Here is a 24,141-nt window from a genome sequence, read left to right as displayed (position 1 = left end):
GGCGAGGGAGGGCGGACACGCAGGAAGAAGGGGAGCCGGTGCGGACCGGCTCCCCTTCTTCCTGTTCTTCCTGCGTTCGACGCCTCGGCGGCTCAGTGGCTCAGCGGCTCAGCGGCTCACAGCGTGCGCAGCAGCCGGGACTGGATGGACGGCGGGTTCAGGTCGGACTGAAGGGCGACCGGGACCTCCACCTTGTCCTCACCCGTGCCCACCCGCAGCACGCCGATCTCCTTGCCGGCCTGCTCCCTGTGGCCGATCTTCGACGTGTCCAGGGTGACCGTGCCGGAGACGCCGGGGAAGCCCGCCACCACCAGGTCCTTGGTCGCGACGACCGTGACCTTGCCGCCGAGCCCGTCGTCCACCGAGCCGACGACGTCGCCCTTCTTCACCACGGTCTGGCCGGTCAGGCCGTTCTGCGCGGCCTGGATCTGCTTGCCGCTGACCTTCAGCACGGTCGGCAGGATGCCGTCGCCGGGGTTGGACGAGGTGGCCTGCTGGCCCAGGGTGACGCCGAGGATCAGCCGCCGCACGCCGCCGATCTCCTTGTACGCGGCCCACATCAGGCAGCCGCCGGCCGGGGTGCTGGAGCCGGTCTTGACGCCGATGACGCCGGTCTTCGGGTTGATCAGGTTGTTGGTGTTGGGGATCTTCGCGTTGTTGAAGTTGGTCTCCGAGGTGGAGACGATCTGCCGGAAGATCTCGTCCTGCATGACCTGCTCGGCCAGCTTCAGCTGGTCCTTGGCGGTGGACTTGGTGTCCGGGTTGTAGCCCGCCGCGTCGGCGTAGATGGTGTTGGCCATGCCGAACTTGGCCGCGGTGTCGTTCATCGCCTTGACGAACTCGGCCTCGGAGCCGGAGTGGAAACGGGCGAGCAGCCGGGCCACGTTGTTGGCCGACGGCAGCATCAGCAGTTCCAGCGCCTGGTACTCGGTGAGCACCTGGCCCTCGGTGAGCGTCACCTTGGACTCGTCGACGTTGCCGGACTCCTGCGCGGCCGGCTTGTCGACGACGATCTTCGGGCCGCTCTCCCCCTTCTTCAGCGGGTACTTCTGGAGGATCAGGTAGGCGTTCATCACCTTGGTGACGCTGGCGATCGAGGCCGGCGTCTCCTGGCCCGAACTGCCGAGGCTGCCGACGCCGACCACCTCGACGGCGGACTGGCCCTTGGCCGGCCAGGCGAGGTCGAGCGCGTCGCCGGAGAAGCTGTAGCTGCCCGCGGCGGTCGTCTTCAGCTTGGGGTCGGGCAGCGGGCGCAGCAGCTGGGCCACCACGAGCGCGCCGAGCACCACGGCGAAGAAGACCGTCCAGATGGTCACCCGCTTGAGGGCGCGCCGCAGCGGCGAGACCGGGCGGGCGTTGAGGGAGGCCAGGACCTCCATAGCCTCGGCGGTGTTCTCCGGCGACGGCAGCGGCTCCGGCGCGGGCAGCGGCGGAACCGGCGGCACCGGCTGCGGGTCGGGCTCCGGCAGCGGCTTCGGGGGCGGCACGGGGGCGGGCACCGGAGCCGGCTTCGGCAGCGGCGCCGGGCCGGGGGTCGGCTCGGGCTCGGGGAGGGGCCTGGGCTCCGGATGCGGCTCGGGCTTCGGCTCCGGCACGGTGCCGGCCGGGGGGACGGCACCGGCCGCGGGCGCGCGCAGCGACGCGGGCTTCTCCGGCTTCTCGGCCTGACCCGACTGCTGACCAGGCTGCCCGGTCTTGGTCAGCGCGAGGGTCACGGCGCCGTTGGCCGCAGCGTCCTCGGCGCCGGTGTCCCCGGCGTCGCCGGTGGTCTCCGGATCGTCCCCGGTCCCGGCGTCTTCGGCCTTCCCGGCCTCGGACTTCCCGGCCTTCCCGGCCTCGGACTTCCCGGCCTGCTCCGTCCCGTCGGCCTCGTCGGCCTCGTCGGCGTCATCGACCGCTGCGTCGGTTGCCTTCTCGGCCGGTACGGCCGCCTGCTCGGAGCCGCCCTCGGATCCGGCCTCCCCGGCCGGTCCGGCGGCCTTCTCCTCGGCCTTCGCCGCCGCCGCGCCGCCCGTCCGCATGGCGAGACGCGGGTCGGCGGCGACCGGACGCCCTGCGGGCTCGGCCGCCTCTGCGGCTTCCGACGAGGACTCCTTCTTCCCGTCCTCACCTTCGGGACTCCCCGCGCCGGCAGCCTTCACCAGCTCCTCGGGCAGCCGCAGCGCGGTGGTCTTGTTGTCCGCCGGCAGCCGCAGCATCGTCGTCCTGCTGTCCACATCCCGGACGCGGAGCTGCACGGTCGAGCCGCCCTTGGGCGCTGCCGCCGGAGCGTCGGCGGACGCCTCCGGGGCCGCCTCGTCGGAGGTCTCCGCGGGGCTGTCCGGGGAGGCGTCGGACGAAGTGTCGGACGAGGTGCCGGAGGAGGCCTCGGCAGTCGCCTCGGCGGCAGCTGACGTCCCGGCGGCCGCCGGACCGGAGCCGCCCTCGGCCGGCTCGGCGCCGCCGGTCTCCGGACCGGTCCGTTCGCGTTCGCGGTCCCGCTGCCGCCCCTCGCCGTCCCTCAGCACCCTGTCGGGGGACTCGCCCACGTATCCCAGCCTCCTCAACGCCCGGCGGGGCACCGGCGAACCCGATTTCGGGAAGCCGACGCCCCGCCCCGTGTACCTGTACAGTCTCCGCCACCGGCGGCCGTTCCCGCCGCGCACACCCCGCCCGACCGGCGCTTATTGTCGTCGCCCGGCCACACCGCGGCCTGTTCACCGGTCAGACGCAAGGCCTGCCGCCGGCGGTTCCGCGCCTTCGCCGCAAGGTCACGATTCGGAGGCGTACTCGACAAGCCCGTGTGAGAGGCGTCACCCTGTCTCTCATCCACGCGGGGAGGCTTGGATGGGCAAGAGCCGCAGAACTGTTCCCGAGGAACTCTTGCTGCTCGCTTTGGACCCGACCACGGGTACCACGGCGCAGCCGCAGACCCTCGACCTCGGACTCGCCGGGGCGCAGCTCGTCGAGCTGTCCCTGGCCGGACGGATCGTACCGGAGGGAGACCGGATCGCCGTCGTGCTCGCACGGCCGACCGGCGACCCGACCCTTGACCACGCACTGGAACTGCTGCGCCGCCGCGGCAGTCCGGTCCGCGCGGTGCACTGGATCGGCGGGCCCCGGCTGGGGCTGCGGCAGACCTATCTGGCGCACCTGGAGCGCTGCGGCATGGTCACGGCCGTGCCGGGCCAGGTGTGCGGGGTGCTGCCGACGACCCGGTACCAGGCGTCCGACGACTGCACCAACGCCGCGATCAAGCAACGGCTGGACACCGCGATCCGCACCGGTGTTCCGCCGGACCCGCGGACGGCCGCGCTGGCGGCGCTCGCCCACTCGGTCGGGCTGGGCAAGCACCTGTACCCGGGCAACGAGGGCCGCTCCTCGCGGTCGCGGCTGCGCGACCTGATCCGGTACGACCCGCTGGGCGGGATGGTCGCGCACGCCGTGATGGACGTGCAGAACGGCCTGCCGGCACAGCAGAACCGTTCTTCCCAGGGTTCCGGGGCCACTGCCGGCCGTCCCGGCGCCCGTACGGCGGGCCGGGGTTCGGGCGGGCGGGCCCCCGTCTCCCGGGTCGGCGTCCGCTGACCGGGGAGGCCTGGAGGACCGGGGAAGCCCGGAGGACCGCCCGGGCCTGAACGGTCCGCACGGCCGGGCGGGCAGCCACCACGGCGCCCGACGCCACCGGCCGCGCACCCGACGGCGCACGCCACCCCGCTCACGCTGCCCGACGGCGCTGAGCGACCCGACGCACGGCCGGTGCCACCGGCACCAGGAAGCACGCCGAGCGCCGGATGCACCACCAGCAGCACCGAGGGGCGGTCGCCCCGCGACGCGAGTCGCCCGGCGACCGCCCCTCTGCCGTCCCCGGACACCCGGCAGCGGCCCGCCCCCGCACGTGCCGGGGGCACGTGCGGGCCGGTCCGGGGACGGCCACCGCAGCACCTGTCCGAGTCGCCGAGCCGCATTACCACCTGGGGGCTTTCGCTGTCTCGCGGAAGTGCTTTTCCGATGATCTGTTCTACCGCGCTGCTGTGATTCCCCGGCGCCGACCTGGCCCAAGGTGACATGCTGCTCCAAGTCAGGGGGGTTGGTCCCAATGTCCGAAGTGTTCCGAGGACTGCCGTTCCAACGAGCACCAGAGGTCCGGCCGGAGGTCGAAGTGTCCGCCAACGTCAATCCCACCGTTCGCCGCCGGCGCCTCGGTTCGGAGCTGCGCAAGCTCCGCGAGGGCCTGGGCATGACGGCAGAGGAGGTCGCCGGCCGGCTGATGGTCTCCCAGTCGAAGATCAGCCGGCTGGAGAACGGCCGCCGCAGCATCAGCCAGCGCGACGTGCGCGACCTCTGCGACGTGTACAACGTGCCCGACGACAAGCTGCGCGCCAGCCTGATGGAGATGGCCAAGGAGTCACGCCAGCGCGGCTGGTGGCACGACTTCAACGACATGCCGACCCCGTACAGCGTCTACATCGGGCTGGAGGCCGAGGCCTCCTCGATCCGCGCGTACGAGTCCTCCTTCGTTCCCGGCCTGCTGCAGACCGAGCACTACGCCCAGGCCGTGGTCGAGGGCACCCAGCCGGACACCGACGCGGTCGCCGTGCAGCGCCGGGTCCAGGTCCGGATGAAGCGCCAGGAGCGCGTCCACGGCGAGAACCAGCTGGGCAGCCTGTGGACCGTCATAGACGAGGCGGTGCTGCGCCGCGAGGTCGGCAGCAAGGCGGTGATGGCCCAGCAGCTGCAGCAGATGATGGAGCTCAGCCAGCGCCCGAACATCACCATCCAGGTGATCCCGTTCTCGCACGGCGCCCATCCCGGCATGACCGGGACATTCTCGCTGCTGGAGTTCCCCGAGTCAGCCGATTCCACGGTTGTCTACTTCGAAGGTGTGACGAGCGATCTCTACCTGGAGAAGGAGGCGGACGTGCGCCGCTATACCGGTCTGTACGACTACCTGAGAGCGGCCGCACTCGGTGTCACGGAGAGCCGGTCGCTGATAGCCGACATCGAGAAGGAATTCCACGAATGATCACCCCGTCCGAGTACGGAACCCGTTGGCGCAAGAGCAGTCACAGCGGGGGCCAAGGCGCCTGTGTGGAGATCGCCGTCCCAGGCGCGGGGGAGGTGGCCGTCCGTGACTCCAAGGACCCACGGGGCCCGCAGCTGCGTTTCTCGACCGAGGCCTGGAACGCCTTCGCCTGCGCGGCGGCGGGCGGCGCCTTCGGCGAGCTCCCCGGCTGACCCGCCCCACGCGGTTCCGCACTCGGACCAGTTGCCCGTAGCGGTGTCCGTCGCCCGTCGACGGCGGTCGGCGCTACGGGCAACTTCCGCACCAGGAGACCGGTTTCAGCTCACCACCGGGTAGCGGGCGATCCAGTTCGCGCCCTCCGGGGTCTGCCGGTCGTGCAGTTCGGCGCCGTGCACCAGCTCCAGCACGAAGTCGTCGGCGAGTTCGAGGATCGTCCCGCGCCCTTCGAGCCCGGCCAGCAGGCCCGGCGGCAGCGCGGTGTCCCCGTGCAGGGCCCCGAGCAGGTTCCCGCAGATCGCGCCGGTGGAGTCGCTGTCACCGGAGTGGTTGACCGCGAGCAGCAGGCCCGAGCGTACGTCGTGCGCGACCAGGGCGCTGTAGACCGCGATCGCCAGCGCCTCCTCGGCCACCCAGCCCTCCCCCAGCGCCTCGACCCGGTCGGCGGACGGCTCGCCGGCCCGCACCGCGTCCAGGGCCGCCCGCAGCGCGGCGGTGGTCTCCTCGTGCGCCTGCCGTTCGGAGAGCAGGGCGAGCGCGAGGTGGACGCCCTCCTCCAGGGTGCCGCCGCGGGCGACGGACTGGACGATCACCGCGAACGCACCCGCCGCGAGGTAGCCGGTGGGGTGGCCGTGGGTGAGCACCGAGCACTCCACCGCGAGCTGGAACACCAGGCCCGGCTCCCAGGTGGTGAGCAGCCCGAAAGGCGCTGCCCGCACCACGGTGCCGCAGCCCTTGGAGTGCGGGTTCTTGGGGGCCTCCAGGGTGCCGAGCCGCTCGGCGTCGGCCCCGCTGAGGCCGGACAGGCAGCCCTGGCCGGGGGCGCGCTGGGCGTACAGCCACTCCTCGCGGCCGAGCCAGCCGAGGTCGGGGCGGCGCTCGTCCGGACCCCAGTCGCGCTGGGTGGCGGCCCACCGCAGGTAGGCCAGGTGCAGGTCGGTGGGCGGGTGCCAGCTGCCGCTGTCGCGCCGGATGTGGGCGCGGATCAGCCCGTCGACGGTGAAGAGGCTGAGCTGGGTGTCGTCGGTGACGGCGCCGGTGCGCCCGTAGGCGGGGACGTAGCCGGTGACGCCCTGCGGGCCGTGCTGGGCCCGGATCTTCTCCAGCGACTCGAACTCGACGCCGGCACCGAGCGCGTCGCCGATGGCCCCGCCGAGCAGACAGCCCCGCACCCGGCTGCGGTAGTCCTGCTGCTGGGCGCGTGACCACAGTGGCATCACGACGGGGCGCCTTTCCTCGGGTGTGGGGGCCGCGCGACGCTCGGCCGGGCGCGCGCCCTCGCACTGTATTCGAAGAGCCGATCGAATCGACGCCGTCCCTCGGACTTCGGTGCCCCGTCCCGGCCGCCGCACGGGCGGCGGCCGGGAAGCCGCCCGGGATCAGTCCAGCACCGGCAGCAGCTCCGGCAGGTGCCCGTCCGAAGCCAGCGCCGCGGCCTGCCGCTCGGCCGGCACCTCGCCGTACGTGGTGGTGCGCTGGCGGTGCGGGCGCCCCGCCGCCCCGGCGATCGCCTGGAGGTCGCGCACCGACTTGTAACTCCCGTACGCCGAGCCCGCCATCCGCGAGATGGTCTCCTCCATCAGCGTGCCGCCGAGGTCGTTGGCCCCCGAGCGGAGCATCTCGGCCGCGCCCTCGGCGCCCAGCTTGACCCAGCTGGTCTGGATGTTGGGGATGTGCGGGTGCAGCAGCAGCCGGGCCATCGCGACCACCGCGCGGTTGTCCCGGGCGCTCGGGCCGGGCCTGGCGATGCCGGCCAGGTAGACCGGGGCGTTGGTGTGGATGAACGGCAGGGTCACGAACTCGGTGAAACCGCCCGTCCGCTGCTGGATCTCCGCGAGCAGCCGCAGGTGGCCCAGCCAGTGCTTCGGGGTGTCCACGTGCCCGTACATCATCGTGGACGAGGAGCGGATGCCCAGCTCGTGCGCGGTGGTGACCACCTCGACCCAGGTGGCGGCCGGCAGCTTGCCCTTGGTGAGCACCCAGCGGACCTCGTCGTCCAGGATCTCGGCGGCCGTGCCCGGAATGGTGTCCAGGCCGGACTCCTTGGCCCGCTGCAGCCAGTCCCGGATCGACAGCCCGGTGCGGGTCGCGCCGTTGACCACCTCCATCGGCGAGAAGGCATGCACGTGGATGCCGGGCACCCGCTCCTTCACCGCGCGGGCGATGTCGAAGTAGGCGGTGCCGGGCAGGTCCGGGTGGATGCCGCCCTGCATGCAGACCTCGGTGGCGCCCACCTCCCAGGCCTGCGCGGCCCGGTCGGCGACCTGCTCCAGGGAGAGGGTGTAGGCGTCCGCGTCGGTGCGGCGCTGGGCGAAGGCGCAGAAGCGGCAGCCGGTGTAGCAGACGTTGGTGAAGTTGATGTTCCGGGTGACGCAGTAGGTGACGTCGTCCCCGACGGCGTCCCGGCGCACCGAGTCGGCGATCCGGCACAGCGCGTCCAGGGCCGGACCGTCCGCGTGGAACAGGGCCAGCGCCTGGTCGTCGGTCAGCCTCGTCGGGTCGTCCGCGGCCACCGCCAGGGCCTCCCGGAGGTCCCCGGCCAGCCGCTCGGGGGCGCCCTGCGCGAGCACCTGCTCGCGCAGCACCTCCCAGTCGCCGTACACGTCCTCGAAGTCGGCCCGGCGGTCGCCGGTGCGGCCCTCGGTGTCGATGGTGGCGTGCAGGTCGGTGCGCCCGTACGACTCCGGCAGGTCCTCGGGCTCCTGCCAGGGCAGGCCGCGGACGACCGCGTCCGGGTCGGCCAGGCCGGTGGCCGGGTCGGCCAGGGCGCGCACGTGCGGCAGCACCCGCGGGTCGAGCCAGGGCTCGCCGCGGCGCACGTACTCGGGGTAGACCGCGAGGCGCTCGCGCAGTGCGAAGCCGGCCGCCGCCGAGCGCTCGGCCAGCCGCTCGATCTGCGGCCAGGGGCGCTCGGGGTTGACGTGGTCCGGGGTGAGCGGGGAGACCCCGCCCCAGTCGTCGATGCCGGCCGCGATCAGCCGCTCGTACTCACCGTCCACCAGGTTCGGCGGGGCCTGGAGGCAGGCGGCCGGGCCCATCAGGTGCCGGGCCACCGCCACCGTGGCCACCAGCTCGTCCAGTTCGGCGTCCGGCATGCCGCGCATCGCGGTGTCCGGCTTGGCCCGGAAGTTCTGCAGGATCAGCTCCTGGACGCCGTGGTAGGCGCGGGAGACCTTGCGCAGCGCGAACAGCGACTCGGCGCGCTCCTGGTACGTCTCGCCGATGCCGATCAGCAGGCCGCTGGTGAACGGGACGGAGCTGCGCCCGGCGTCCTCCAGCACCCGCAGCCGGACGGCGGGCTCCTTGTCCGGGGAGCCGAAGTGCGGGCCGCCGGGCTCGCTCCACAGCCGGGTGGCGGTGGTCTCCAGCATCATGCCCATGGAGGCGGAGACCGGCTTGAGCCGCTGGAAGTCCGTCCAGCTCAGCACCCCGGGGTTGAGGTGCGGCAGCAGGCCGGTCTCCTCCAGGATGCGGATCGACATGGCGCGCACATAGGCGATGGTGTCGTCGTAGCCGTGCGCGTCCAGCCACTCGCGGGCCTCGGGCCAACGGTCCTCGGGCTTGTCGCCGAGCGTGATCAGGGCTTCCTTGCAGCCGAGTTCGGCACCCCGGCGGGCCACCTCCAGCACCTCGTCCGGGGACATGTACATCCCGTGGCCCTCGCGGCGGAGCTTGCCGGGAACGGTGACGAAGGTGCAGTAGTGGCACTTGTCGCGGCAGAGCCGGGTGAGCGGGATGAAGACGCTCTTGGAGTAGGTGATGACGCCGGGGCGGCCGGCCGCTTCGAGGCCGGCGTCCCGGACCCGGGCGGCACTGGAACAGAGGTCGAGCAGGTCCTCGCCTCTGGCCTGGAGCAGCACGGCAGCCTCGGTCACGTCGAGGGCGACGCCGTCCCGGGCGCGGCGCAGGGCTCGGCGCATCGCGTTCGCGGTCGGCGGGGTGCTGGCGTCCATGGCGGTTCCGTCCATGGCGTGACCCTACGCCAGCGATGGGACCCAGGGTGGAGTCAACCCTGAGACCGTCTCAGGGTCGCGTACCCAAGGAGGCCACCCCGATCTGCCCCCGCAGGGCGATGACGGCGGCGGCGAGACGGCATCTAATGGAGGAACAAGAGCAAACACACGTGGACGCGGAGGAGTTGAGGACGCCATGACCAATGAGAAGGCGGCGGGGGACGATCTGGACGGCGGCGTTCCGTACCGCTCCCGGCGACGCGTCCTGATGCGCGCCGGGGTGCCGGTGGCGGTGGTCGCGGTGATCGCCGCCGGGGTGGGGCTGGTCCCGGCGCTGGCCGCCGACGGCGCTCCCGACCTGCCGGCGCTGACGGCGGAGCAGCTGGTCGCCAAGGTGCTCGGCTCCGAGACGCAGGCGCTGTCCGGGACGGTCTCGATCAGCACCGACCTCGGTGTGCCCGGCCAGCTGCTGGGCGCGGCCGGCGGGGCGGTCGGCGGGCACGGCGGCGACCGCCAGGGCTCCGCCGCAGACCCGAAGTCCAAGCTGCTCGGCCTGCTCGGTGGGGACCAGACGCTGCGGATCGCGGTGGACGGCCCGGACCGCCAGCGGGTGGACGTGCTGGAGAACATGGCCGGCTACAGCCTGGTCCGCAACGGTGACCAGGCCTGGGCCTGGGACAGCTCGTCCAACACCGCGGTGCACACGACCGGGCGGGCCACCGGCGAGCAGCACGCCAAGGCGCCGCTGTCCGAGCTGCCGACCACCCCGCAGGAGGCTGCCAAGCAGTTCCTGGCCGAGAGCGCCGGCACCACCTCGGTGACCGTCGCCGGGACGGCCAAGGTGGCGGGGCAGAACGCCTACCAGCTGAGCGTGAAGCCCACCCAGTCCGGTTCGACCCTCGCCGAGGTCCGGATCGCGGTGGCCGCCGACAACGGGGTGCCGCTGTCGGTGGCGGTGAAGTCCATCGACGGCAGCACCGTGCTGAACGTCCGCTTCACCCAGGTCTCCTTCGCCAAGCCGGCCGACAAGACCTTCGACTTCACCGCCCCCGCGGGCGCCAAGGTGACGGAGCAGAAGGCGGACGGCGTGGCCAAGGGCGTGCCGGGCGAGGCCCGGGAGCACCAGGGCACCGGAGCGCCCGAGGGCGTCAACGTGATCGGCGAGGGCTGGACGACGGTCGTCTCCACCCGGCTGCCCAGCGCGGTGGACGCGGCGCCGAAGGGCGACGCCAAGGGCGGCAAGCACGGCGGCCACGGGGACAAGGCGGCGCAGTCGCTGAACCCGCAGGCCATGGTGAAGTCGCTCGGCAAGCCGGTCACCGGCGGCACCCTGGTGAGCACCAAGGTGCTCAACGTCCTGCTGACCGACGACGGCCGGGTCCTGGCCGGCGCGGTGACCCTGCCGGTCCTCCAGCACGCCGCCGGGGTGAACTGACGGATGACCAAGGCTCCCGTAACGGGGGACGTTACGGAGCCGGCCGGGGGTACGGGCGCGGCACCGCGCCCGTACCCCGCGCCCGTTCCACCCGCCTCCCCCGACTCCCCCGCCTCTCGCGATGCCGCCTCCCGTGATGCCGCCGGCCCGCCCGGTTCCGGCACCGACGACGTCATCCGGACCCGCGGCCTGACCAAGCGCTTCCGCAGCGGCCAACTCGCCGTGGACGGCCTGGACCTGGCCGTGCCGCGCGGCTCCGTCTTCGGCTTCCTGGGCCCCAACGGCTCCGGCAAGACCACCACCATCCGCATGCTGATGGGCCTGATCGCCCCCACCTCGGGCGTGGCCACCGTCCTCGGCGAGTCGATGCCGCAGTCCGTCGCCACCGTGCTGCCCCGGGTGGGTGCGCTGATCGAGGGCCCGGCCCTGTACGGCTTCCTCTCCGGGCGGGACAACCTGGTGCGCTTCGACGCCGCCGACCCGACCGCCGACCCCCGCACCCGCCGGCAGCGGGTCGACACGGCGCTGGAGCGGGTCGGCCTGAGCGCCGCGGCGGGCAAGAAGGCCCGCGCGTACTCGCTGGGCATGAAGCAGCGCCTGGGCCTGGCCTCCGCCTTGCTCCAGCCGCGCGAGCTGCTGGTGCTGGACGAGCCGACCAACGGGCTGGACCCGCAGGGCATGCGGGAGATCCGGACGCTGGTCCGGGAGGTCGCGGCGGAGGGCACCACGGTGTTCCTCTCCTCGCACCTGCTGGACGAGATCGAGCAGGTCTGCACCCACGCCGCGGTGATGTCCCGGGGCCGGCTGGTGGTGCAGGGCACCGTCGCCGAGCTGGCCGCCCGGGCGCAGGGCCGGCTGGTGGTCCGCACCCCGGACGTGGCGCGGGCCGCGGAGGTGCTGGCGGCCCACCGGGTCACCGCCCTGGTGCCCGGCGAGGACCGGGTGGGCGGCGAGCCGGGCGTCCTGGACGAGGAGGCACTGCCCAGGCTGTGCGCGGCGCTGGTCGAGGCCGGGGTGCGGGTGCACGGCTTCGGACTGGAGCGGGGCACGTTGGAGGACGCCTTCGTGGCGCTGACCGGGGAGGGCTTCGATGTCGCGGGCTGAGGCGCTGTCGCAGGCGGAGAGGCTGTCGCAGGCCGGGACGCCGCCGGCCGGCACCGGCCGGCGGCCGCAGACGGCGGCCGGGTTCCTGGCGCTGTTCCGCAGCGAGCTGCACCTGACCTTCCGCCGGATGCGCACCAAGGTGCTGCTGGGCATCCTGGCGACGCTGCCGATCCTGATCGGGGTGGTGATCAAGCTCAACACGGACAGCCCGCACGAGGGCGGAGGCGGTCCGAGCTTCATCGCACAGACGACGCAGAACGGACTCTTCCTGGTCTTCACCGCCCTCGCGGTGGCCCTGCCGGTCTTCCTGCCGATGACGGTGGGCGTGGTCGCCGGGGACTCGGTGGCGGGCGAGGCGGCCGCCGGGACGCTGCGCTACCTGCTGGTCGCCCCGGCCGGGCGGACCAGGCTGCTGGCCGCCAAGTTCACCGCCGGACTGGTGTTCTGCGTGGCCGCCACGGCGGCGGTCGCGGTGACGGCGCTGGCCGCGGGCGCCGCGCTCTTCCCGCTCGGCCGGGTCACGCTGATCTCCGGGGACACCATCGGCCTCGGCGACGCGCTGCTGCGCGCCCTGCTGGTGGCGCTGGTGGTCGCGGCCTCGCTGGCCGGGCTGGTGGCGATCGGGCTGTTCGTCTCCACGCTCACCGGCAGCGGCATCGCGGCGATGGCCGCCACCGTCGGGCTGGTGATCACCGTCCAGATCATGGACGCCTTCCCGCAGCTGCACGCCATCAGCCCGTTCCTGTTCTCGCACTACTGGCCGAGCTTCGCGGACCTGCTGCGGGCACCGATGTACTGGGACGGCGTGCTGAAGGACCTCGGCCTCCAGGCCGCCTACGTCGCCGTGTTCGGCTCGGCGGCCTGGTCCCGCTTCACCAGCCGGGACATCAGCGCGTGACGGCCTCGCGGGCGGCCGCCTCCGCGGGTGCGGGCTGCGGCGCGGCCGCGGCCCGCGCCGCGCGGTCGGCCCGCACCTGGCGCAGCGCGTCCCAGGTGAGCACCGCGAGCGCGGCCCAGACCAGGCCGAAGCCGGCCCAGCGGGCGGGCGGCATGGACTCGTGGAACACCGCGACGCCGATCAGGAACTGGAACACCGGCGCCAGGTACTGGAGCAGCCCGAGCACGGTCAGCGGCACCCGGATGGCGGCCGCGCCGAAGAACAGCAGCGGGATCGCGGTGATCACCCCACTGAGCATCAGCAGCCCGGAGTGCCCCCAGCCGTACGAGCCGGCCACGGTGTGCCCGAAGGTGCCGCGCCCGGAGACCTCCAGGTAGACCAGGTAGCCGAGGGCGAACGGGAACATGAAGGCGCTCTCGGCCGCCAGGCTCTCCAGCCCGCTCAGCCCGACCTGCTTCTTCAGCAGGCCGTAGGTGGCGAAGGAGAGCGCCAGGGTGAGCGCGATCCAGGGCAGCTGCCCGTACGCGACGGTCAGCACGGCGACGGCGGCCGCACCGATGCCCACCGCCGTCCACTGCGCGCTGCGCAGCCGCTCCTTGAGCACCAGGACGCCGAAGGCGATGGTGACCAGGGGGTTGATGAAGTAGCCGAGGCTGGTCTCGACCACGTGCCCGGCGTTGACGGCCCAGATGTAGACACCCCAGTTCACCGAGATCACGGTGGCCGCACCGGCCAGCATGGCCAGCCGGCGTGGCTGGCGCAGCAACGGACGTATCCAGCCCCAGTGCCGCTGGGCGATCAGCAGCAGGACGACCGCGACCAGGGACCAGACCATCCGGTTGGCCAGGATGTCGTCGGCGGCACCCGGTTCCAGCAGCGGCCAGAACAGCGGGAAGAGTCCCCAGATGCCGTAGGCGGCGACGCCGTACCAGAGCCCCCGGCCGTTGTCCTGCTGGTCTGTGTCCGCCATGGCCGAGTGCCTTCCCGCGCGCGTGTGTCGAGGCGACGGTAGCGGGCGGGAGGGGCGACTGTCATCTCCGTTTTCGGATTTTGGTCATGACATTGCTCGACTGCCGGACACGTCCGGCGTCTCCGGGGCCCGGAGCTGCGACGTTCCGGAGTCCACGGCCGCGACCGCCCGGGAGTCCGGGGGTCGCGGCGGCTCAGGAGTTCAGGGCCGCGCGGACGGACTCGACCAGCGGGACGGTCGGACGGCCGATCAGCCGGGCCAGGTCGCCCGGGGTGCCGGCCAGCTCGCCGCGCGCGATGCCCGCGTCCACGTCCACCAGGGCCTCGGCGAAGCCCTGCGGCAGGCCCGCGCCGACCAGGGCGTCCAGGTGCTCGGCCGGGGTGACGTCCCGGTGCTCGACCGGCCTGCCGGAGGCCTGCGTCAGCTCGGCGGCCAGCTCGGGCAGGCTCCAGGCGGCGTCCCCGCCCAGCTCGTACACCGCGTTCCCGTGGTCGTCCTCCGCGGTCAGGACCGCGACCGCGGCGTCCGCGTAGTCCCGGCGCGGGGCGGTGGCGATCCGGCCCTCCCCGGCGCTGCCGAGCACCACGCCGCGCGCCACCGTGCCGGCCGCGTCGCCCAGGTAGTTCTCGGTGTACCAGCCGTTGCGCAGGAACGCGTACGGCAGACCGGAGGCGAGGATCAGCTCCTCGGTCGCCTTGTGCTCGTCGGCCAGCCGGAAGGTGGCCGCGCCGGGCGCGCTGGTGTAGGCGAGCAGCGCGACCCCGGCGGCCTTGGCGGCCTCCACCACGGCCCGGTGCTGCGGGATCCGGCGGCCGACCTCGCTGCCCGAGATCAGCAGTACCCGGTCGCCCTCGGCGAAGGCGCCGGCCAGGGTCTCCGGCTTGTCGTAATCGACCACCCGGACGGCCACGCCGCGCGCGGCCAGGTCGGCGGCCTTCTCGGCCGAGCGGACGGCGACGGCCACCTCGCTCGCGGGGACCTCGGCCAGCAGGCCCTCGACGACGAGACGGCCGAGCTGGCCGGTGGCACCGGTGACGACGTACATGGCGGGCTCCTCAGGGGTGGTGAAGCGGTTCTGACCTCGAAACTCACCCTAGGGATGGCACTAACCTTTCGAAAGTACGCACTTCAAAGTAGGGTACTGACATGAAGGTAAGCGAGCTGAAGCCCGGCGGGCTGCCTCCCGCCGACGTCTTCGACCGGATGTGTCCCTCCCGGGGCGTGCTGGAGCACGTCACCAGCCGCTGGGGCGTGCTGGTGCTGGGCGCGCTGAACGAGCGCGGCTACCGGTTCAGCGAGCTGCGCCGCAAGGTCACCGGAGTCAGCGAGAAGATGCTCGCCCAGACCCTCCAGACGCTGGAGCGGGACGGCTTCGTGCTGCGCGAGGCGCACCCGGTGATCCCGCCGCGGGTCGACTACAGCCTCACCCCGCTGGGACGGGAGGCGGCGGAGCTGGTCGCGGCGCTGGCGCACTGGTCGGAGCGGCGGGTGCCGGAGGTCGAGGCGGCGCGCCAGGAGTACGACGGGCGGGTCACCGCCCTGCGGTGAGGGCGTCGAGCCCGTCCAGGACCCGGGCCGAAGGCGTAGGCGTGGTCCCGCACCGGCAGGGGGCCTTGACGGTGCGGGCGGCTACCGTCTCCCCATGACCAGCCCGACCGACCCGCCCGGTCCGACCGGCCCTGAACCGCTCCCCGGGACGGACACCGCCCAGACCCTCCGCCCGCGGGTGACCTGCCGCCGCTGCCACCGGCCGCTGCACGACCCGGAGTCGCGGATGCTGCGGCTGGGCCCGGAATGCCGGGGCCCGGCGGAGCGGGTCGCGCGGTTCGACGTCGACCAGGAGCCGCTGCCCGGGATGGGGTAGGACGGCCCGGGGCGGCCGCCCTCAGCCTCTGCCGAAGAGGCGGCGCAGGCGGCCGGGACGGGGCTCCCCCGCGGGCTCCGGTTCCTCCGTCGTCCCCGATGGGCCCGCCGTCTCCGGTCGGCCCGCCGTCTCCGGTCGGTCCGACGTCTGCGGTTCGGTCTCCGCCCCGGCGTCGGCGGCGTCCTCCCGGGCCGTCAGGTGCCGGGCGAGCGCGCGGTCCTCGTCGGGCATCCAGGGCGCGGCGAGCACCAGCGCGGACAGCGAGCGGAGGATCGTCACCACCCGGGTGCGGCGGGCCCGGGCGCCGTGGTGCAGCCGCTGTTGGAGCAGGGCGGCGACGTCGGCCCGGGTCCGCGGCTGGGTCCAGCCGATCGCGACCAGCGCGAAGCCGGCCGCCTCGACCACCCAGTCCTCCGGACCGAGCAGCAGGTCGCGCAGCACGCGGCGGCGCTCGGAGCCCTCCCAGGGCTGGTCGGTACGGTGATGGGCGATGCCGAGGCAGGCGAAGACCTGGACGGCCCGCACCCAGAGCTCGGGCTGGTGGGCGAGCAGGGCTCGGCCGAGTTCGTCCTCGCGCGGCATCGGCGGGTGGACCAGGACGCCGAGCAGGTCGTCCAACGGCAGCCCGGCCAGCCGGACGGCGTGGTCGTAGGCGGCGGGGACGGTGGGCCAGAAGATCTCGGCGGTGGCGCGGACGAGTTCGGCGCTCTGCGGCGCGGGCGGGGCGACGGCCGGGCGCGGGTCGGTGCCGTCCCAGGCCCAGATCCGGGTGGTGGGCTCGGTCACCGGCAGCCGGGGGTCGGGCTCGCCGACGGCCTGGTAGCCGACGGTGGAGCGCGGCAGCGCGAGCCGGACGGCCAGCACCGAGCTGGGCGGTTCCACGGTGGAGGCCGTGCAGTCGATCTCGGTGTCGCGGTCGGTGTCGGAGGCGGCGAGCACCTGGTGCAGCACGTTGACGGTGGCCTCGGTGGCGCCGGAGACCAGGCCGAGCCAGGGCTCCCGGCGGCTCAGCCGCTCCAGCAGCTCCTGGGCGTACTCGTGCTCGGGGTGGGCACGGTGGTGGTCGGCCAGGCCGAGCAGGTGGGCCGGGTCGCCGTCGAGGGCGTGGCGCAGCCCGTAGCGGGCCGGGCCGGCCTTGGGGTGGTCGGGCTCGGCGGCCAGCACCCGGTCCAGCCAGGGCAGGCCCTCGGCGGGGCGGCCGAGGGCGCCGTACAGCTCGGCGACGTCGACGGCGAGGTAGCTGCTGGAGTCGTCGCGGTCAGGTGCGACCCGCGCCAGCTCGGCCTCCCAGACGGCGAGTGCCCGTTCCGGTCGGCCGGCCGAGCGCAGGGCGTTGCCGAGCATCACGGCGGGCAGGTAGCCGGGGGCCAACCGGTGGGCCCGCTCGGCGAGTTCGACGGCGCGGGCGGTGTCGCCGAGCCGGCGGGTCAGGCCGGAGGCCATCGCCAGCAGCAGCACGTGGTCGCCGTGGCGGGCCAGCACGGCCTGTACGAAGTCGTGGAACGGCCGTACGGCGTCGGCCGGTTCGGCCGGGAGCGGGTCGGGCAGCGCGCCGGTCGCGCGGGCCACCGCCTGGGCGACGGCGTCCGGGTCGACCAGGCCGGGCAGGTCCTCGCGGGCGAGCCAGGCGGCGTGCGCCCAGGGGCGGGCCGGCTCGTACTGGATGGCGGAGGCGAGCAGGCCGACGGCGGCGTCCCAGTCCCCGGCGGCGGCCTCCACGTGGGCCCGGCAGACCGCCGTACCGAGGTACACCCGGCCGTCCAGCGGGAACAGCTCGCGGGCCGCCGCCGGGCCGCCCGCCGCGGCGCACAACTCGGCCAGTGCCTCGTGGAGTTCGGGCAGCTGGGGATCGGCGAGGACCGCGTCGCAGAGGTGCTCGGCGGCGTGCGCCAGGTCGCCGGAGTGGATCGCCAGCCTGGCGACCGCGACCTCGCCCTCGGCAGCCAGGCGCTCGTCGCCCTCGTCGCCCTCGTCGCCCTCGTCGCCGCTTCGACCGCTCATTCGCCCCTGCTCTCCCGGTGGCCTCGCCCTGTTCCGTCCCGCTCCGCACGAGGCTATCCGGCGCCACCGACAGCGCGATGATCACCCCGGCGCCGGCCGCCGTCCAGTTCTTGGATCGGATACGACTCGTACGAGTGGTTTAGACCTCCAGAGGGTCCTGTCGGCGGCCGCCGCCCACCACGATGGCCGAGGTTCTTCGCGAGCGAAGTGCCAATCCTGCTACCGGAATCGAGGACATCGATGAAGCTCGTACGCACCCTGTCCCTGGCGGCCTCCGCCGCCGTTCTGAGCACCCTCGCCATCGCCGGCCAGACCGCCCCGGCCTCCGCCGCCGGCTCCTTCGTGGTCAGCGAGGCCCAGTTCAACAAGCTGTTCCCGAACCGGAACGGCTTCTACACGTACAAGGGCCTGACCGACGCCCTGAGCGCCTACCCGAAGTTCGCCACCACCGGCGACGACGCCACCCGCAGGCGCGAGGCGGCGGCCTTCCTGGCCAACGTCAGCCACGAGACCGGCGGCCTGAAGTTCGTGGTCGAGCAGAACACCGCCAACTACCCGCACTACTGCGACACTTCGCAGCCGTACGGCTGTCCGGCCGGGCAGGCCGCGTACTACGGGCGCGGGCCGCTCCAGCTGAGCTGGAACTTCAACTACAAGGCGGCCGGCGACGCGCTGCACATCGACCTGCTGCACGACCCCTACAAGGCCGAGAAGGACCCGGCCGTCTCCTGGAAGACCGCCCTCTGGTTCTGGAACACCCAGAACGGCGCCGGACGGATGACCGCGCACGACGCCATCGTCAACGACAAGGGCTTCGGCGAGACCATCCGCACCATCAACGGCGCGCTGGAGTGCGACGGCAAGAACCCGGACCAGCGCAACGACCGGATCAACCTGTTCAAGCAGTTCGCCGGTGCCCTGGGCACCAGCACGGGCGGCGGCAACATCTCCTGCTGACGGGGTGCTCGGCGCGGAGTGGGAAGTCGGCCGGTCCGACTTCCCACTCCCTGTCAGTGCCGGCTGCTTCACTGACGCCCTACGTCGAACGAAGGGGTGGCCGCGATGGGTGTGCTGACCGACTACTTCCGCGCGCCCGATGCGGCAACGGTCGTCCGGGCGTTGGAGCTCAAGGACGGCGGGCTGCCACCGCTCGACGGCGACGGCTCCTCCGACGAGGCCTTCGACGGGGTGGAGGCCAAGGGCGTCGATCCGGACACCGTGCTCGGCCGGCTGGTGGCGGCCACCCTCGGGGAGCCGTGGCGGGTCGACCTGGTGACGGAGACTGCGGTCTGGCCGACCACGCCGAAGCCCGGCCCGTCCGGGCCCGAGGACGAGGACGACCCGTGGACGACGGGCCCGTGGGTCGTCGAGCTGGGCGCCACCGCCCGGGACGCACTCGCCGGCGTGCCCGACGAGCGGGTGCCGGAGGCCGTCGGGCGGTGGGCCGAGGCGGAGGAGTGGGACGGCGCCGACCCGTCCGATCTGCTGCCGCTGGCCGAGGAGTTGACGGCCCTCGCCCGGCGGGCGCGGGCTGCCGGTGAGCAGCTGTACTGCTGGATGAGCCTGTAGCGGCCCGAGGCTCAGCGGATCACCGGTGCGGCGCCGGTCGCGGCGAGGGAGAGCTCCCAGAGGCGGGCGGCCTCGTCGGGGTCGAGGGCGTGCGGGCGGACGCCGCCGTCGTCCATCGGGGTGTCCGGGCCGCAGAGCCGGGCGACCTCGCAGTCCTCCAGGTAGAGGCCGCCGCGGCCGCCGAGCAGCGGCGAGGTGGCCGCCCACAGACCGGTCGCGGCACCCTGGGAGGGGGTCTTGAAGTCCGCACCGATCTTCAAGCTGCGCGAGTCCGGCATGCCGCTCGCCGACCTCCGCCGCTTCGCCGAACTGGTACGGCAGGGACCGGGCAACGAAGCCGACCGGCTGCGGCTGCTGGACGTCCACCAGCAGCGCGTCGACGCGCAGATCCGGGCACTGGAGGAGTGCCGCTCGCTCATCGCCTGGAAGGCCGCCGTCTACGCCGACCACCTGGCTCGCGGCGAGGCCGCCGGGCTCTGGGATCCGACGGCGGAAAACCGGTCGTCCCGGGCATGACCCGCCTGGCACCGTGTCCGGCGCTGGCATCGGCCCGGCTCATCGTCCCCGGCGGGAAGCTCGGCCCCGCCACACGGAACCTCGTCGCGCCCAGACCTCCGGGGCGCCCGGCGGCCGGGCCTTCGAGGTCGTCGTCTTCCGCGACGACGGCCTGACGCGCGACGAGGCGCCCCTGACCCGGCTCGCCAAGGCGGTGCTGCCCAACCCTCCCGGGCTGGGTTCCGGCCTCGTAGCCCGGCGCCTCAGGCCTCCTCCGCGCCCTCGTCCTCGTCGTAGGGCGGGATGGTCCAGCGCAGCACCGTGCCGCCCGCCCCGTCGGCTTCGAGGGTGACCGGAAAGGCCTGGCCCCAGTCCCGCCCACCGTGGTGCCGGACGGCGTGGTCGCCCTGGCACCAGTCGATCCCGAGCACCTGGCATCCGCCGACCTCGATCGCGCCCACGTGCAGCGGGTGGTGCAGGCCAACCCGGCGGAAGCGGAAGTAGTCGGTGTGCGGCTCCACCATGGTGGCCACTCCCCGGCCGGGCAGGCCGCCCCGCCAGGTGCTGATCTCGGTCTCCCGCGCGGCCGCCTCCCCCACCGGGAGGTCGAGCCATCCGTACGGCCCGTTGACGCCGCCCGGTTGGGGGATCCGCTCACCGCCGAACCGCGCGTGGGCCTCGTCCTCGTACCGGCCCCAGAAGGAGAGGTCGGCGAGCCCGTCGACCGGCTCGTCCTCCGGCCCCGTCCACGCGTCCAGCCCCACGGCGTCGCCGACCACCATGCCGCCCCGGTCGACCGGCAGGTCCCCGAGCAGCACCGGCCGGTCCCCGCCCGCGGGCCAGGGCAGGCCGAGCTCGACCTCCAGGGTCGCGATCGTCGGCTCCTCGTCGAACGCCGACGGCGCGGTGGTGGCCCGCACCGCCAGCGGCCGGCCGGCGGCGGCCGGAACGGCGACCGCCTCGCACTCCCACTCCTGGAAGTGCCCACCACCTGCCTTCGCCGCCGCCCCGGCCCGGACCGACAGCGGCTCCCCCAGCTCCCGCCACTCGTCGATCCACGTGACCATGCCGAGCACCAGCACCCCGGAGGGCGCGGTGACAAATCCCAGGTCAACGAAGGTTTCGGACATGCGCTGATGATGTCAGGGCAGGCCGATGCCGCCCGAACGGGGTGCCGGTTGCGCCCCGGCTCAGGATCCGGGGCGGTTGGCTGCCAGGGACTCGACGGCATCGCATAGCCTGCCTTGGTGAATCTCGACGATCTCGCGTGGCAGCGGCAGTTCGACGGCGGAATCGACGTTCCCATGGCGGAACACTTCGCCAAGCACGGGCAGTTGGAGCTCCTGATCGAGGCCGCCCTGGACCGCGGTGAGTGGTTCTGCGCCGAGGTGGCGGTCCGTGAGCTGTGCGCGGTGGGCGAGTTCGAGCGGGCCCTCACGGTCCTGGAGCCGTTCGTCACGGTCGGCTGGCCGTTCGCCGTGCGGAAGTCCGCCGAGATCATGGTCCGGCAAGGCCGGATCGAGGAGGGGCTGGCGCTGGTGCGTCCGGACGCGGCCGGCCTGGAGTCGGCGTCCGAGTGCCGGTGGTTCGCCGAAGCGCTGGTGCGGGCCGGGCGGGTGGACGAGGCCATCGAGGTGCTCATGCCCTACCTCGGCGAGCCCTGGATCCTGGAGTCCTTGGTCCATCTGACCGACGGGGAGCACCGGGACGCCCGTGTCCTGGAGCTGCTCGCCCCGTGCGCCGAACGGGCCCGGGGCGGTACGGCGGACTGCCGCTGCTCGGCAGCCGAGGGCCGGCGCGGGTGCCGGCACCAGCCGTCGGAGGTGCTGGTGCTGTACACCCGGGTTCTGGAGCGCATGGGCCGGGCGGACGAGGCGATCCGGATGCTGGGCCCGGCCCTGCCCGTCGTCCCGCACATCGCCTGGCTGTACGCGGAACTCCTCGCCGGCCAGGGCCGGTTCGAGCAGCTGCGCGAGCTGGCCACCGGCGAGCACGCGGAACTCGCCCTGAACGGGTGCGCGGACGCTCTGGAGGAGCAGGGGCGGCTCCGGGAGGCCGAAGCCGTCCTGCACGAGGCCCTCGATGCGGGCGGCGAGTACGCCCGTCGGCGCCTCATGATGTTCCTGGCCCGCCGGGGACGCCTCGACGAGGCCGTCGACGTCGGACGGCCCATGTACGAGTACCACGGCCGTGGGAACCTCCTCCACGAGGTGGTCGACCTGCTGATCAGGGACGGCCGTCCGGAACAGGCGCTGGAGCTCGTGGACGGCCTCGGTGCCGCATACGTCGACGCGCATTCCGACCTGGTGCGCCACACGCGGCTCCGCCTGCTCGCGAAGGCCGGGCGCTACGCCGAGGGCGTCGCGGAGGCGCAGGCCCTGAGCGTGCGGGAGCCCGGCCAGTGGGACACCATGCTGGCCTGGCTGCTGGACCGGGACGGCCGGACGGACGAGGCCCTCGGCCTGCTCCGGTCGTCCACCGAGTACGGGGCTCACCGAACCGTCGCCGAGATCCTGAGCAGCCACGGCCGCTACGCCGAGGCCATCGCCGCCATCCCCACGGTGTCCGCCCAGCGCGAGGCGTGGGAGCGGGCCTGAGGCGGCAGACCGACGCGCCCCGGCCCCGCGCGCCTGGATATTTCAGTGAGAGAAATATCCAGGCGCCCCGAAGGCGTTCCGGTAGGCGTCGGCGCGGGAGGTCCGCGCAAGGCTGGAAGGAGTGCGGCGCCGTGCGCGTGGAGATCTGGAGCGACGTCAACTGTCCTTGGTGCTACGTCGGCAAGGCCCGGTTCGAACAGGCGCTGGCGGCGTTCCCGCACCGCGAGGAGGTGGAGGTCGTCCACCGCTCGTTCGAGCTGGACCCGCGGGCCCCGCACGAGGCCCGTCCGGTCGTGCCGCTGCTCGCCGCCAAGTACGGGATGAGCCTGGAGCAGGCCGAGGCGGCGGAGGCCCGGATCGCCGAGAACGCGCACGCCGAGGGCCTGCCGTACCTGCGCGAGGGGCGCGACGCCGCGAACTCCTTCGACATGCACCGCCTGCTGCACTTCGCCAAGGAGCACGGCCGCCAGGGGCAGCTGCTGGACGGGCTGTACCGGGCGAACTTCGCCGAGGAGCGCTCGGCCTTCGAGGCGGGCCGCCTGGTCGAGCTGGCGGTCGAGGCCGGGCTGGACGGCGAGGCGGCCGCGGCCGTCCTGGCGGACCCCGATGCCTACGCGGAAGCGGTGCGCGAGGACGAGACCACGGCGACCGCCATGGGGGCGACGGGTGTGCCGTTCTTCGTCCTGGACCGGCGGCTGGGCGTCTCGGGCGCTCAGCCCGCGGAAACGTTCACCCGGGCACTGGAACAGGCTTGGGAGAGCCGGGTCGCGCTGCCGCTGACGCCGCTCGCACCGAAGGCGTGAGACGTCGGCAGCAGGGAGTCGGCCGGGTCGACTTCCCGTGCTAGCGGTCGAGGGAGTTGAGGAACTCCGGCCGCAGCCGCCAAGGGCTGCCGTCCTCCGTCTCGACGCAGTACACGGGCCCGACGTGGCCGCCGTCCCGGTCGTCGGCCACGATGACGCATTCGAGGACCACGCCCCGGGTGCCCACGATCGTCTCGCCCAGATGGCCGAGTTCGGGCCGCGGCGGGTCCGGGGTGGTCAGCGCCACCCGCTCGCCGCGGGCAAACGTGGCCTCGTCGGGCCAGGGATTCGTCACACCAGCAGGTTACGGGCCCTGCCCGGTCGGCCTGGACCCGGCGGCTGCTGTCGGCCCTGCGGAAGCTACTCCCGCACGAACCCGTGGCTCCGCTCCACCTTCGCCACGTGCAGCGTGTAGCGCTCGTACCACTCGGCCTGCCCACGCTTCTGCGCCGCGCGGTGCTCGGCGTTGGTCCGCCACTCCGTGAGGGCGTCGGCGTCACGGAAGTACCCGACGGTGACGGACAGCCCGCCGGGAGTCTGCGCGTGGTCCATCCCCAGGTACCCCGGGATGTCCTTCACCAGGTCTTCCATGCGGTCGTTGGTCTCGCTGTAGCCGCTCTGGTCCTGTGTTCGCACCGCAGTGAAGACAGCCGCGTAGTAGGGGGGTTCATAGGCCTCGACAGGCACGACAGGCGCTTCCGCATCATTGCTCACGGCGTCACCGTAAGACGGGATGCGCCTGACGATCCAGCGTCTTTGCCGAACGGGATACACAAGGGATCCAGCTCTTTGCCAAACCCTCAGAGCGCATCCGCCGAGGAACACCGGGGCCGAACGTCGGCTGGTGCGGCCTAGTCGTAGAAGAACTGGCGGAGGTCCTCGACTGGCGCTCGACGGGGCTGCGGATCCAGCGGCCGTCCTGAGCCTCCTCGATGGCGGCGTGCCACCATGCCCAGGCGCTGTCGAGGCGGGTCGTGAACTCGCCCGTGCGGTCGGGCTGGGGCACGTTCGGAGTCGAGATCACGGGATCGATCACTTTCCATCGCGGCGAGAACCATGCGCTTGAACCACCCTCGCGTCCCGTGACGGCCGGCCGGGCCCGGAAATGCGAAGAACCCCCATCCGGATCCCGGATGGGGGTTCTTTCTGAAGAATTGTTCGGCGGCGTCCTACTCTCCCACAGGGTCCCCCCTGCAGTACCATCGGCGCTGTAAGGCTTAGCTTCCGGGTT

21 protein-coding genes, 1 rRNA gene and 2 pseudogenes are annotated in these 24,141 nt (G+C 73.3%); 13 read left to right on the top strand and 11 right to left on the bottom strand.

The genetic code is table 11. The features are described 5' to 3' along the window. Window positions 1–116 precede the first annotated feature (116 nt). Window positions 117–2,528 (bottom strand): hypothetical protein, encoded by a 2,412-nt coding sequence (locus AB0O11_RS23750; RefSeq protein ID WP_363390396.1) that lies wholly within the window; start codon window positions 2,526–2,528, stop codon window positions 117–119. Window positions 2,529–2,826: 298 nt separating this feature from the next. Here AB0O11_RS23750 and AB0O11_RS23745 point away from each other — a divergent pair, with 298 nt between their 5' ends. The 3 genes from AB0O11_RS23745 to AB0O11_RS23735 all read left to right on the top strand — a co-directional run bounded on the left by AB0O11_RS23745 (window position 2,827) and on the right by AB0O11_RS23735 (window position 5,217). Continuing rightward, window positions 2,827–3,567 (top strand): GPP34 family phosphoprotein, encoded by a 741-nt coding sequence (locus AB0O11_RS23745; protein ID WP_363390393.1) that lies wholly within the window; start codon window positions 2,827–2,829, stop codon window positions 3,565–3,567. 574 nt (window positions 3,568–4,141) lie between these two features. After that, complete coding sequence (locus AB0O11_RS23740; RefSeq protein WP_363390391.1) at window positions 4,142–5,005, top strand: helix-turn-helix transcriptional regulator; 864 nt, start codon at window positions 4,142–4,144, stop codon at window positions 5,003–5,005. After that, window positions 5,002–5,217, top strand: a complete 216-nt coding sequence (locus AB0O11_RS23735; RefSeq protein WP_363390388.1) for a DUF397 domain-containing protein — start codon at window positions 5,002–5,004, stop codon at window positions 5,215–5,217. The genes AB0O11_RS23740 and AB0O11_RS23735 overlap by 4 nt, the downstream gene beginning before the upstream one ends. A 105-nt stretch (window positions 5,218–5,322) precedes the next feature. On the opposite strand, the gene AB0O11_RS23730 is transcribed toward AB0O11_RS23735, so the two are convergent. Together AB0O11_RS23730 and AB0O11_RS23725 are read right to left on the bottom strand one after the other, a co-directional pair. Beyond that, entirely contained in the window at window positions 5,323–6,438 is a 1,116-nt protein-coding gene (locus AB0O11_RS23730; protein WP_363390385.1) for an ADP-ribosylglycohydrolase family protein, read from the bottom strand. A gap of 162 nt (window positions 6,439–6,600) precedes the next feature. Continuing rightward, window positions 6,601–9,189: a bifunctional FO biosynthesis protein CofGH gene (locus AB0O11_RS23725; RefSeq protein WP_363390382.1), complete on the bottom strand. Its 2,589-nt coding sequence runs from the start codon at window positions 9,187–9,189 to the stop codon at window positions 6,601–6,603. A gap of 181 nt (window positions 9,190–9,370) precedes the next feature. On the opposite strand from AB0O11_RS23725, the gene AB0O11_RS23720 reads away from it, so the two are divergent. The 3 genes from AB0O11_RS23720 to AB0O11_RS23710 are packed head-to-tail and all read left to right on the top strand — an operon-like array spanning window position 9,371 to window position 12,611. Next, window positions 9,371–10,609 carry a DUF2092 domain-containing protein gene (locus AB0O11_RS23720; RefSeq protein ID WP_363390379.1) on the top strand — a complete coding sequence of 413 codons (1,239 nt, stop codon included), beginning with the start codon at window positions 9,371–9,373 and terminating at the stop codon, window positions 10,607–10,609. Between the two features lie 3 nt (window positions 10,610–10,612). Further along, the gene (locus AB0O11_RS23715; RefSeq protein ID WP_363390376.1) at window positions 10,613–11,713 is read left to right on the top strand and encodes an ABC transporter ATP-binding protein; all 1,101 of its coding nucleotides are present in this window, start codon (window positions 10,613–10,615) and stop codon (window positions 11,711–11,713) included. After that, window positions 11,700–12,611 carry an ABC transporter permease gene (locus AB0O11_RS23710; RefSeq protein WP_363390373.1) on the top strand — a complete coding sequence of 304 codons (912 nt, stop codon included), beginning with the start codon at window positions 11,700–11,702 and terminating at the stop codon, window positions 12,609–12,611. Before AB0O11_RS23715 ends, AB0O11_RS23710 begins: the two co-directional genes overlap by 14 nt. Here the strand turns inward: AB0O11_RS23710 and rarD are convergent. Further along, a complete protein-coding gene (rarD, locus tag AB0O11_RS23705) occupies window positions 12,601–13,581 on the bottom strand; it encodes an EamA family transporter RarD (RefSeq protein ID WP_363390370.1) in 981 nt (326 codons plus the stop codon). The two genes, AB0O11_RS23710 and rarD, sit on opposite strands and share 11 nt — an antisense overlap. A gap of 193 nt (window positions 13,582–13,774) precedes the next feature. Next, entirely contained in the window at window positions 13,775–14,626 is an 852-nt protein-coding gene (locus tag AB0O11_RS23700; RefSeq protein ID WP_363390367.1) for an SDR family oxidoreductase, read from the bottom strand. A 101-nt stretch (window positions 14,627–14,727) separates the two neighbouring features. Between AB0O11_RS23700 and AB0O11_RS23695 the strand changes: the two genes are divergently transcribed. Together AB0O11_RS23695 and AB0O11_RS23690 are read left to right on the top strand one after the other, a co-directional pair. Next, window positions 14,728–15,129 carry a helix-turn-helix domain-containing protein gene (locus AB0O11_RS23695; protein ID WP_363390364.1) on the top strand — a complete coding sequence of 134 codons (402 nt, stop codon included), beginning with the start codon at window positions 14,728–14,730 and terminating at the stop codon, window positions 15,127–15,129. 94 nt (window positions 15,130–15,223) lie between these two features. After that, window positions 15,224–15,445: a DUF6011 domain-containing protein gene (locus AB0O11_RS23690; protein ID WP_363390361.1), complete on the top strand. Its 222-nt coding sequence runs from the start codon at window positions 15,224–15,226 to the stop codon at window positions 15,443–15,445. A 21-nt stretch (window positions 15,446–15,466) separates the two neighbouring features. On the opposite strand, the gene AB0O11_RS23685 is transcribed toward AB0O11_RS23690, so the two are convergent. Continuing rightward, window positions 15,467–17,446 carry a tetratricopeptide repeat protein gene (locus tag AB0O11_RS23685; RefSeq protein ID WP_363390358.1) on the bottom strand — a complete coding sequence of 660 codons (1,980 nt, stop codon included), beginning with the start codon at window positions 17,444–17,446 and terminating at the stop codon, window positions 15,467–15,469. A 240-nt stretch (window positions 17,447–17,686) separates the two neighbouring features. Between AB0O11_RS23685 and AB0O11_RS23680 the strand changes: the two genes are divergently transcribed. Both AB0O11_RS23680 and AB0O11_RS23675 read left to right on the top strand, forming a co-directional pair. Beyond that, window positions 17,687–18,403: a chitinase gene (locus AB0O11_RS23680; RefSeq protein ID WP_363390355.1), complete on the top strand. Its 717-nt coding sequence runs from the start codon at window positions 17,687–17,689 to the stop codon at window positions 18,401–18,403. A 105-nt stretch (window positions 18,404–18,508) separates the two neighbouring features. Further along, the gene (locus AB0O11_RS23675; protein WP_363390352.1) at window positions 18,509–19,015 is read left to right on the top strand and encodes a hypothetical protein; all 507 of its coding nucleotides are present in this window, start codon (window positions 18,509–18,511) and stop codon (window positions 19,013–19,015) included. A gap of 11 nt (window positions 19,016–19,026) precedes the next feature. Here AB0O11_RS23675 and AB0O11_RS23670 read toward each other — a convergent pair. Beyond that, window positions 19,027–19,269: pseudogene (locus AB0O11_RS23670) on the bottom strand (oxidoreductase); the annotation flags it as partial. A gap of 4 nt (window positions 19,270–19,273) precedes the next feature. Here AB0O11_RS23670 and AB0O11_RS23665 point away from each other — a divergent pair. Continuing rightward, a pseudogene (locus tag AB0O11_RS23665) lies at window positions 19,274–19,531 on the top strand (MerR family DNA-binding protein); the annotation flags it as partial. 242 nt (window positions 19,532–19,773) lie between these two features. On the opposite strand, the gene AB0O11_RS23660 reads toward AB0O11_RS23665, so the two are convergent. Then, on the bottom strand, window positions 19,774–20,640 hold the full coding sequence (locus AB0O11_RS23660; protein ID WP_363390349.1) for a hypothetical protein: 867 nt from the start codon (window positions 20,638–20,640) through the stop codon (window positions 19,774–19,776). A gap of 117 nt (window positions 20,641–20,757) precedes the next feature. Between AB0O11_RS23660 and AB0O11_RS23655 the strand changes: the two genes are divergently transcribed. Both AB0O11_RS23655 and AB0O11_RS23650 read left to right on the top strand, forming a co-directional pair. Then, window positions 20,758–22,107 (top strand): tetratricopeptide repeat protein, encoded by a 1,350-nt coding sequence (locus tag AB0O11_RS23655; RefSeq protein WP_363390346.1) that lies wholly within the window; start codon window positions 20,758–20,760, stop codon window positions 22,105–22,107. A gap of 131 nt (window positions 22,108–22,238) precedes the next feature. Then, window positions 22,239–22,910 carry a DsbA family oxidoreductase gene (locus AB0O11_RS23650; protein ID WP_363390343.1) on the top strand — a complete coding sequence of 224 codons (672 nt, stop codon included), beginning with the start codon at window positions 22,239–22,241 and terminating at the stop codon, window positions 22,908–22,910. 40 nt (window positions 22,911–22,950) lie between these two features. Here AB0O11_RS23650 and AB0O11_RS23645 read toward each other — a convergent pair whose 3' ends face one another. The 3 genes from AB0O11_RS23645 to rrf form a co-directional block, all read right to left on the bottom strand. Further along, window positions 22,951–23,205, bottom strand: coding sequence for a hypothetical protein (locus tag AB0O11_RS23645; protein ID WP_363390340.1), 255 nt, complete (start codon window positions 23,203–23,205; stop codon window positions 22,951–22,953). A gap of 65 nt (window positions 23,206–23,270) precedes the next feature. Then, window positions 23,271–23,624, bottom strand: coding sequence for an antibiotic biosynthesis monooxygenase (locus tag AB0O11_RS23640; RefSeq protein WP_363390338.1), 354 nt, complete (start codon window positions 23,622–23,624; stop codon window positions 23,271–23,273). Window positions 23,625–24,066: 442 nt separating this feature from the next. Next, a 5S ribosomal RNA gene (gene rrf, locus AB0O11_RS23635) occupies window positions 24,067–24,141 on the bottom strand; the annotation flags it as partial.

The sequence above is a fragment of the Kitasatospora sp. NPDC093102 genome, assembly GCF_040683915.1.
Lineage (GTDB): Bacteria > Actinomycetota > Actinomycetes > Streptomycetales > Streptomycetaceae > Kitasatospora.
The sequence above is the reverse complement of the archived record's forward strand: the minus strand, read 5'-3'. Positions and strand labels throughout refer to the sequence as shown.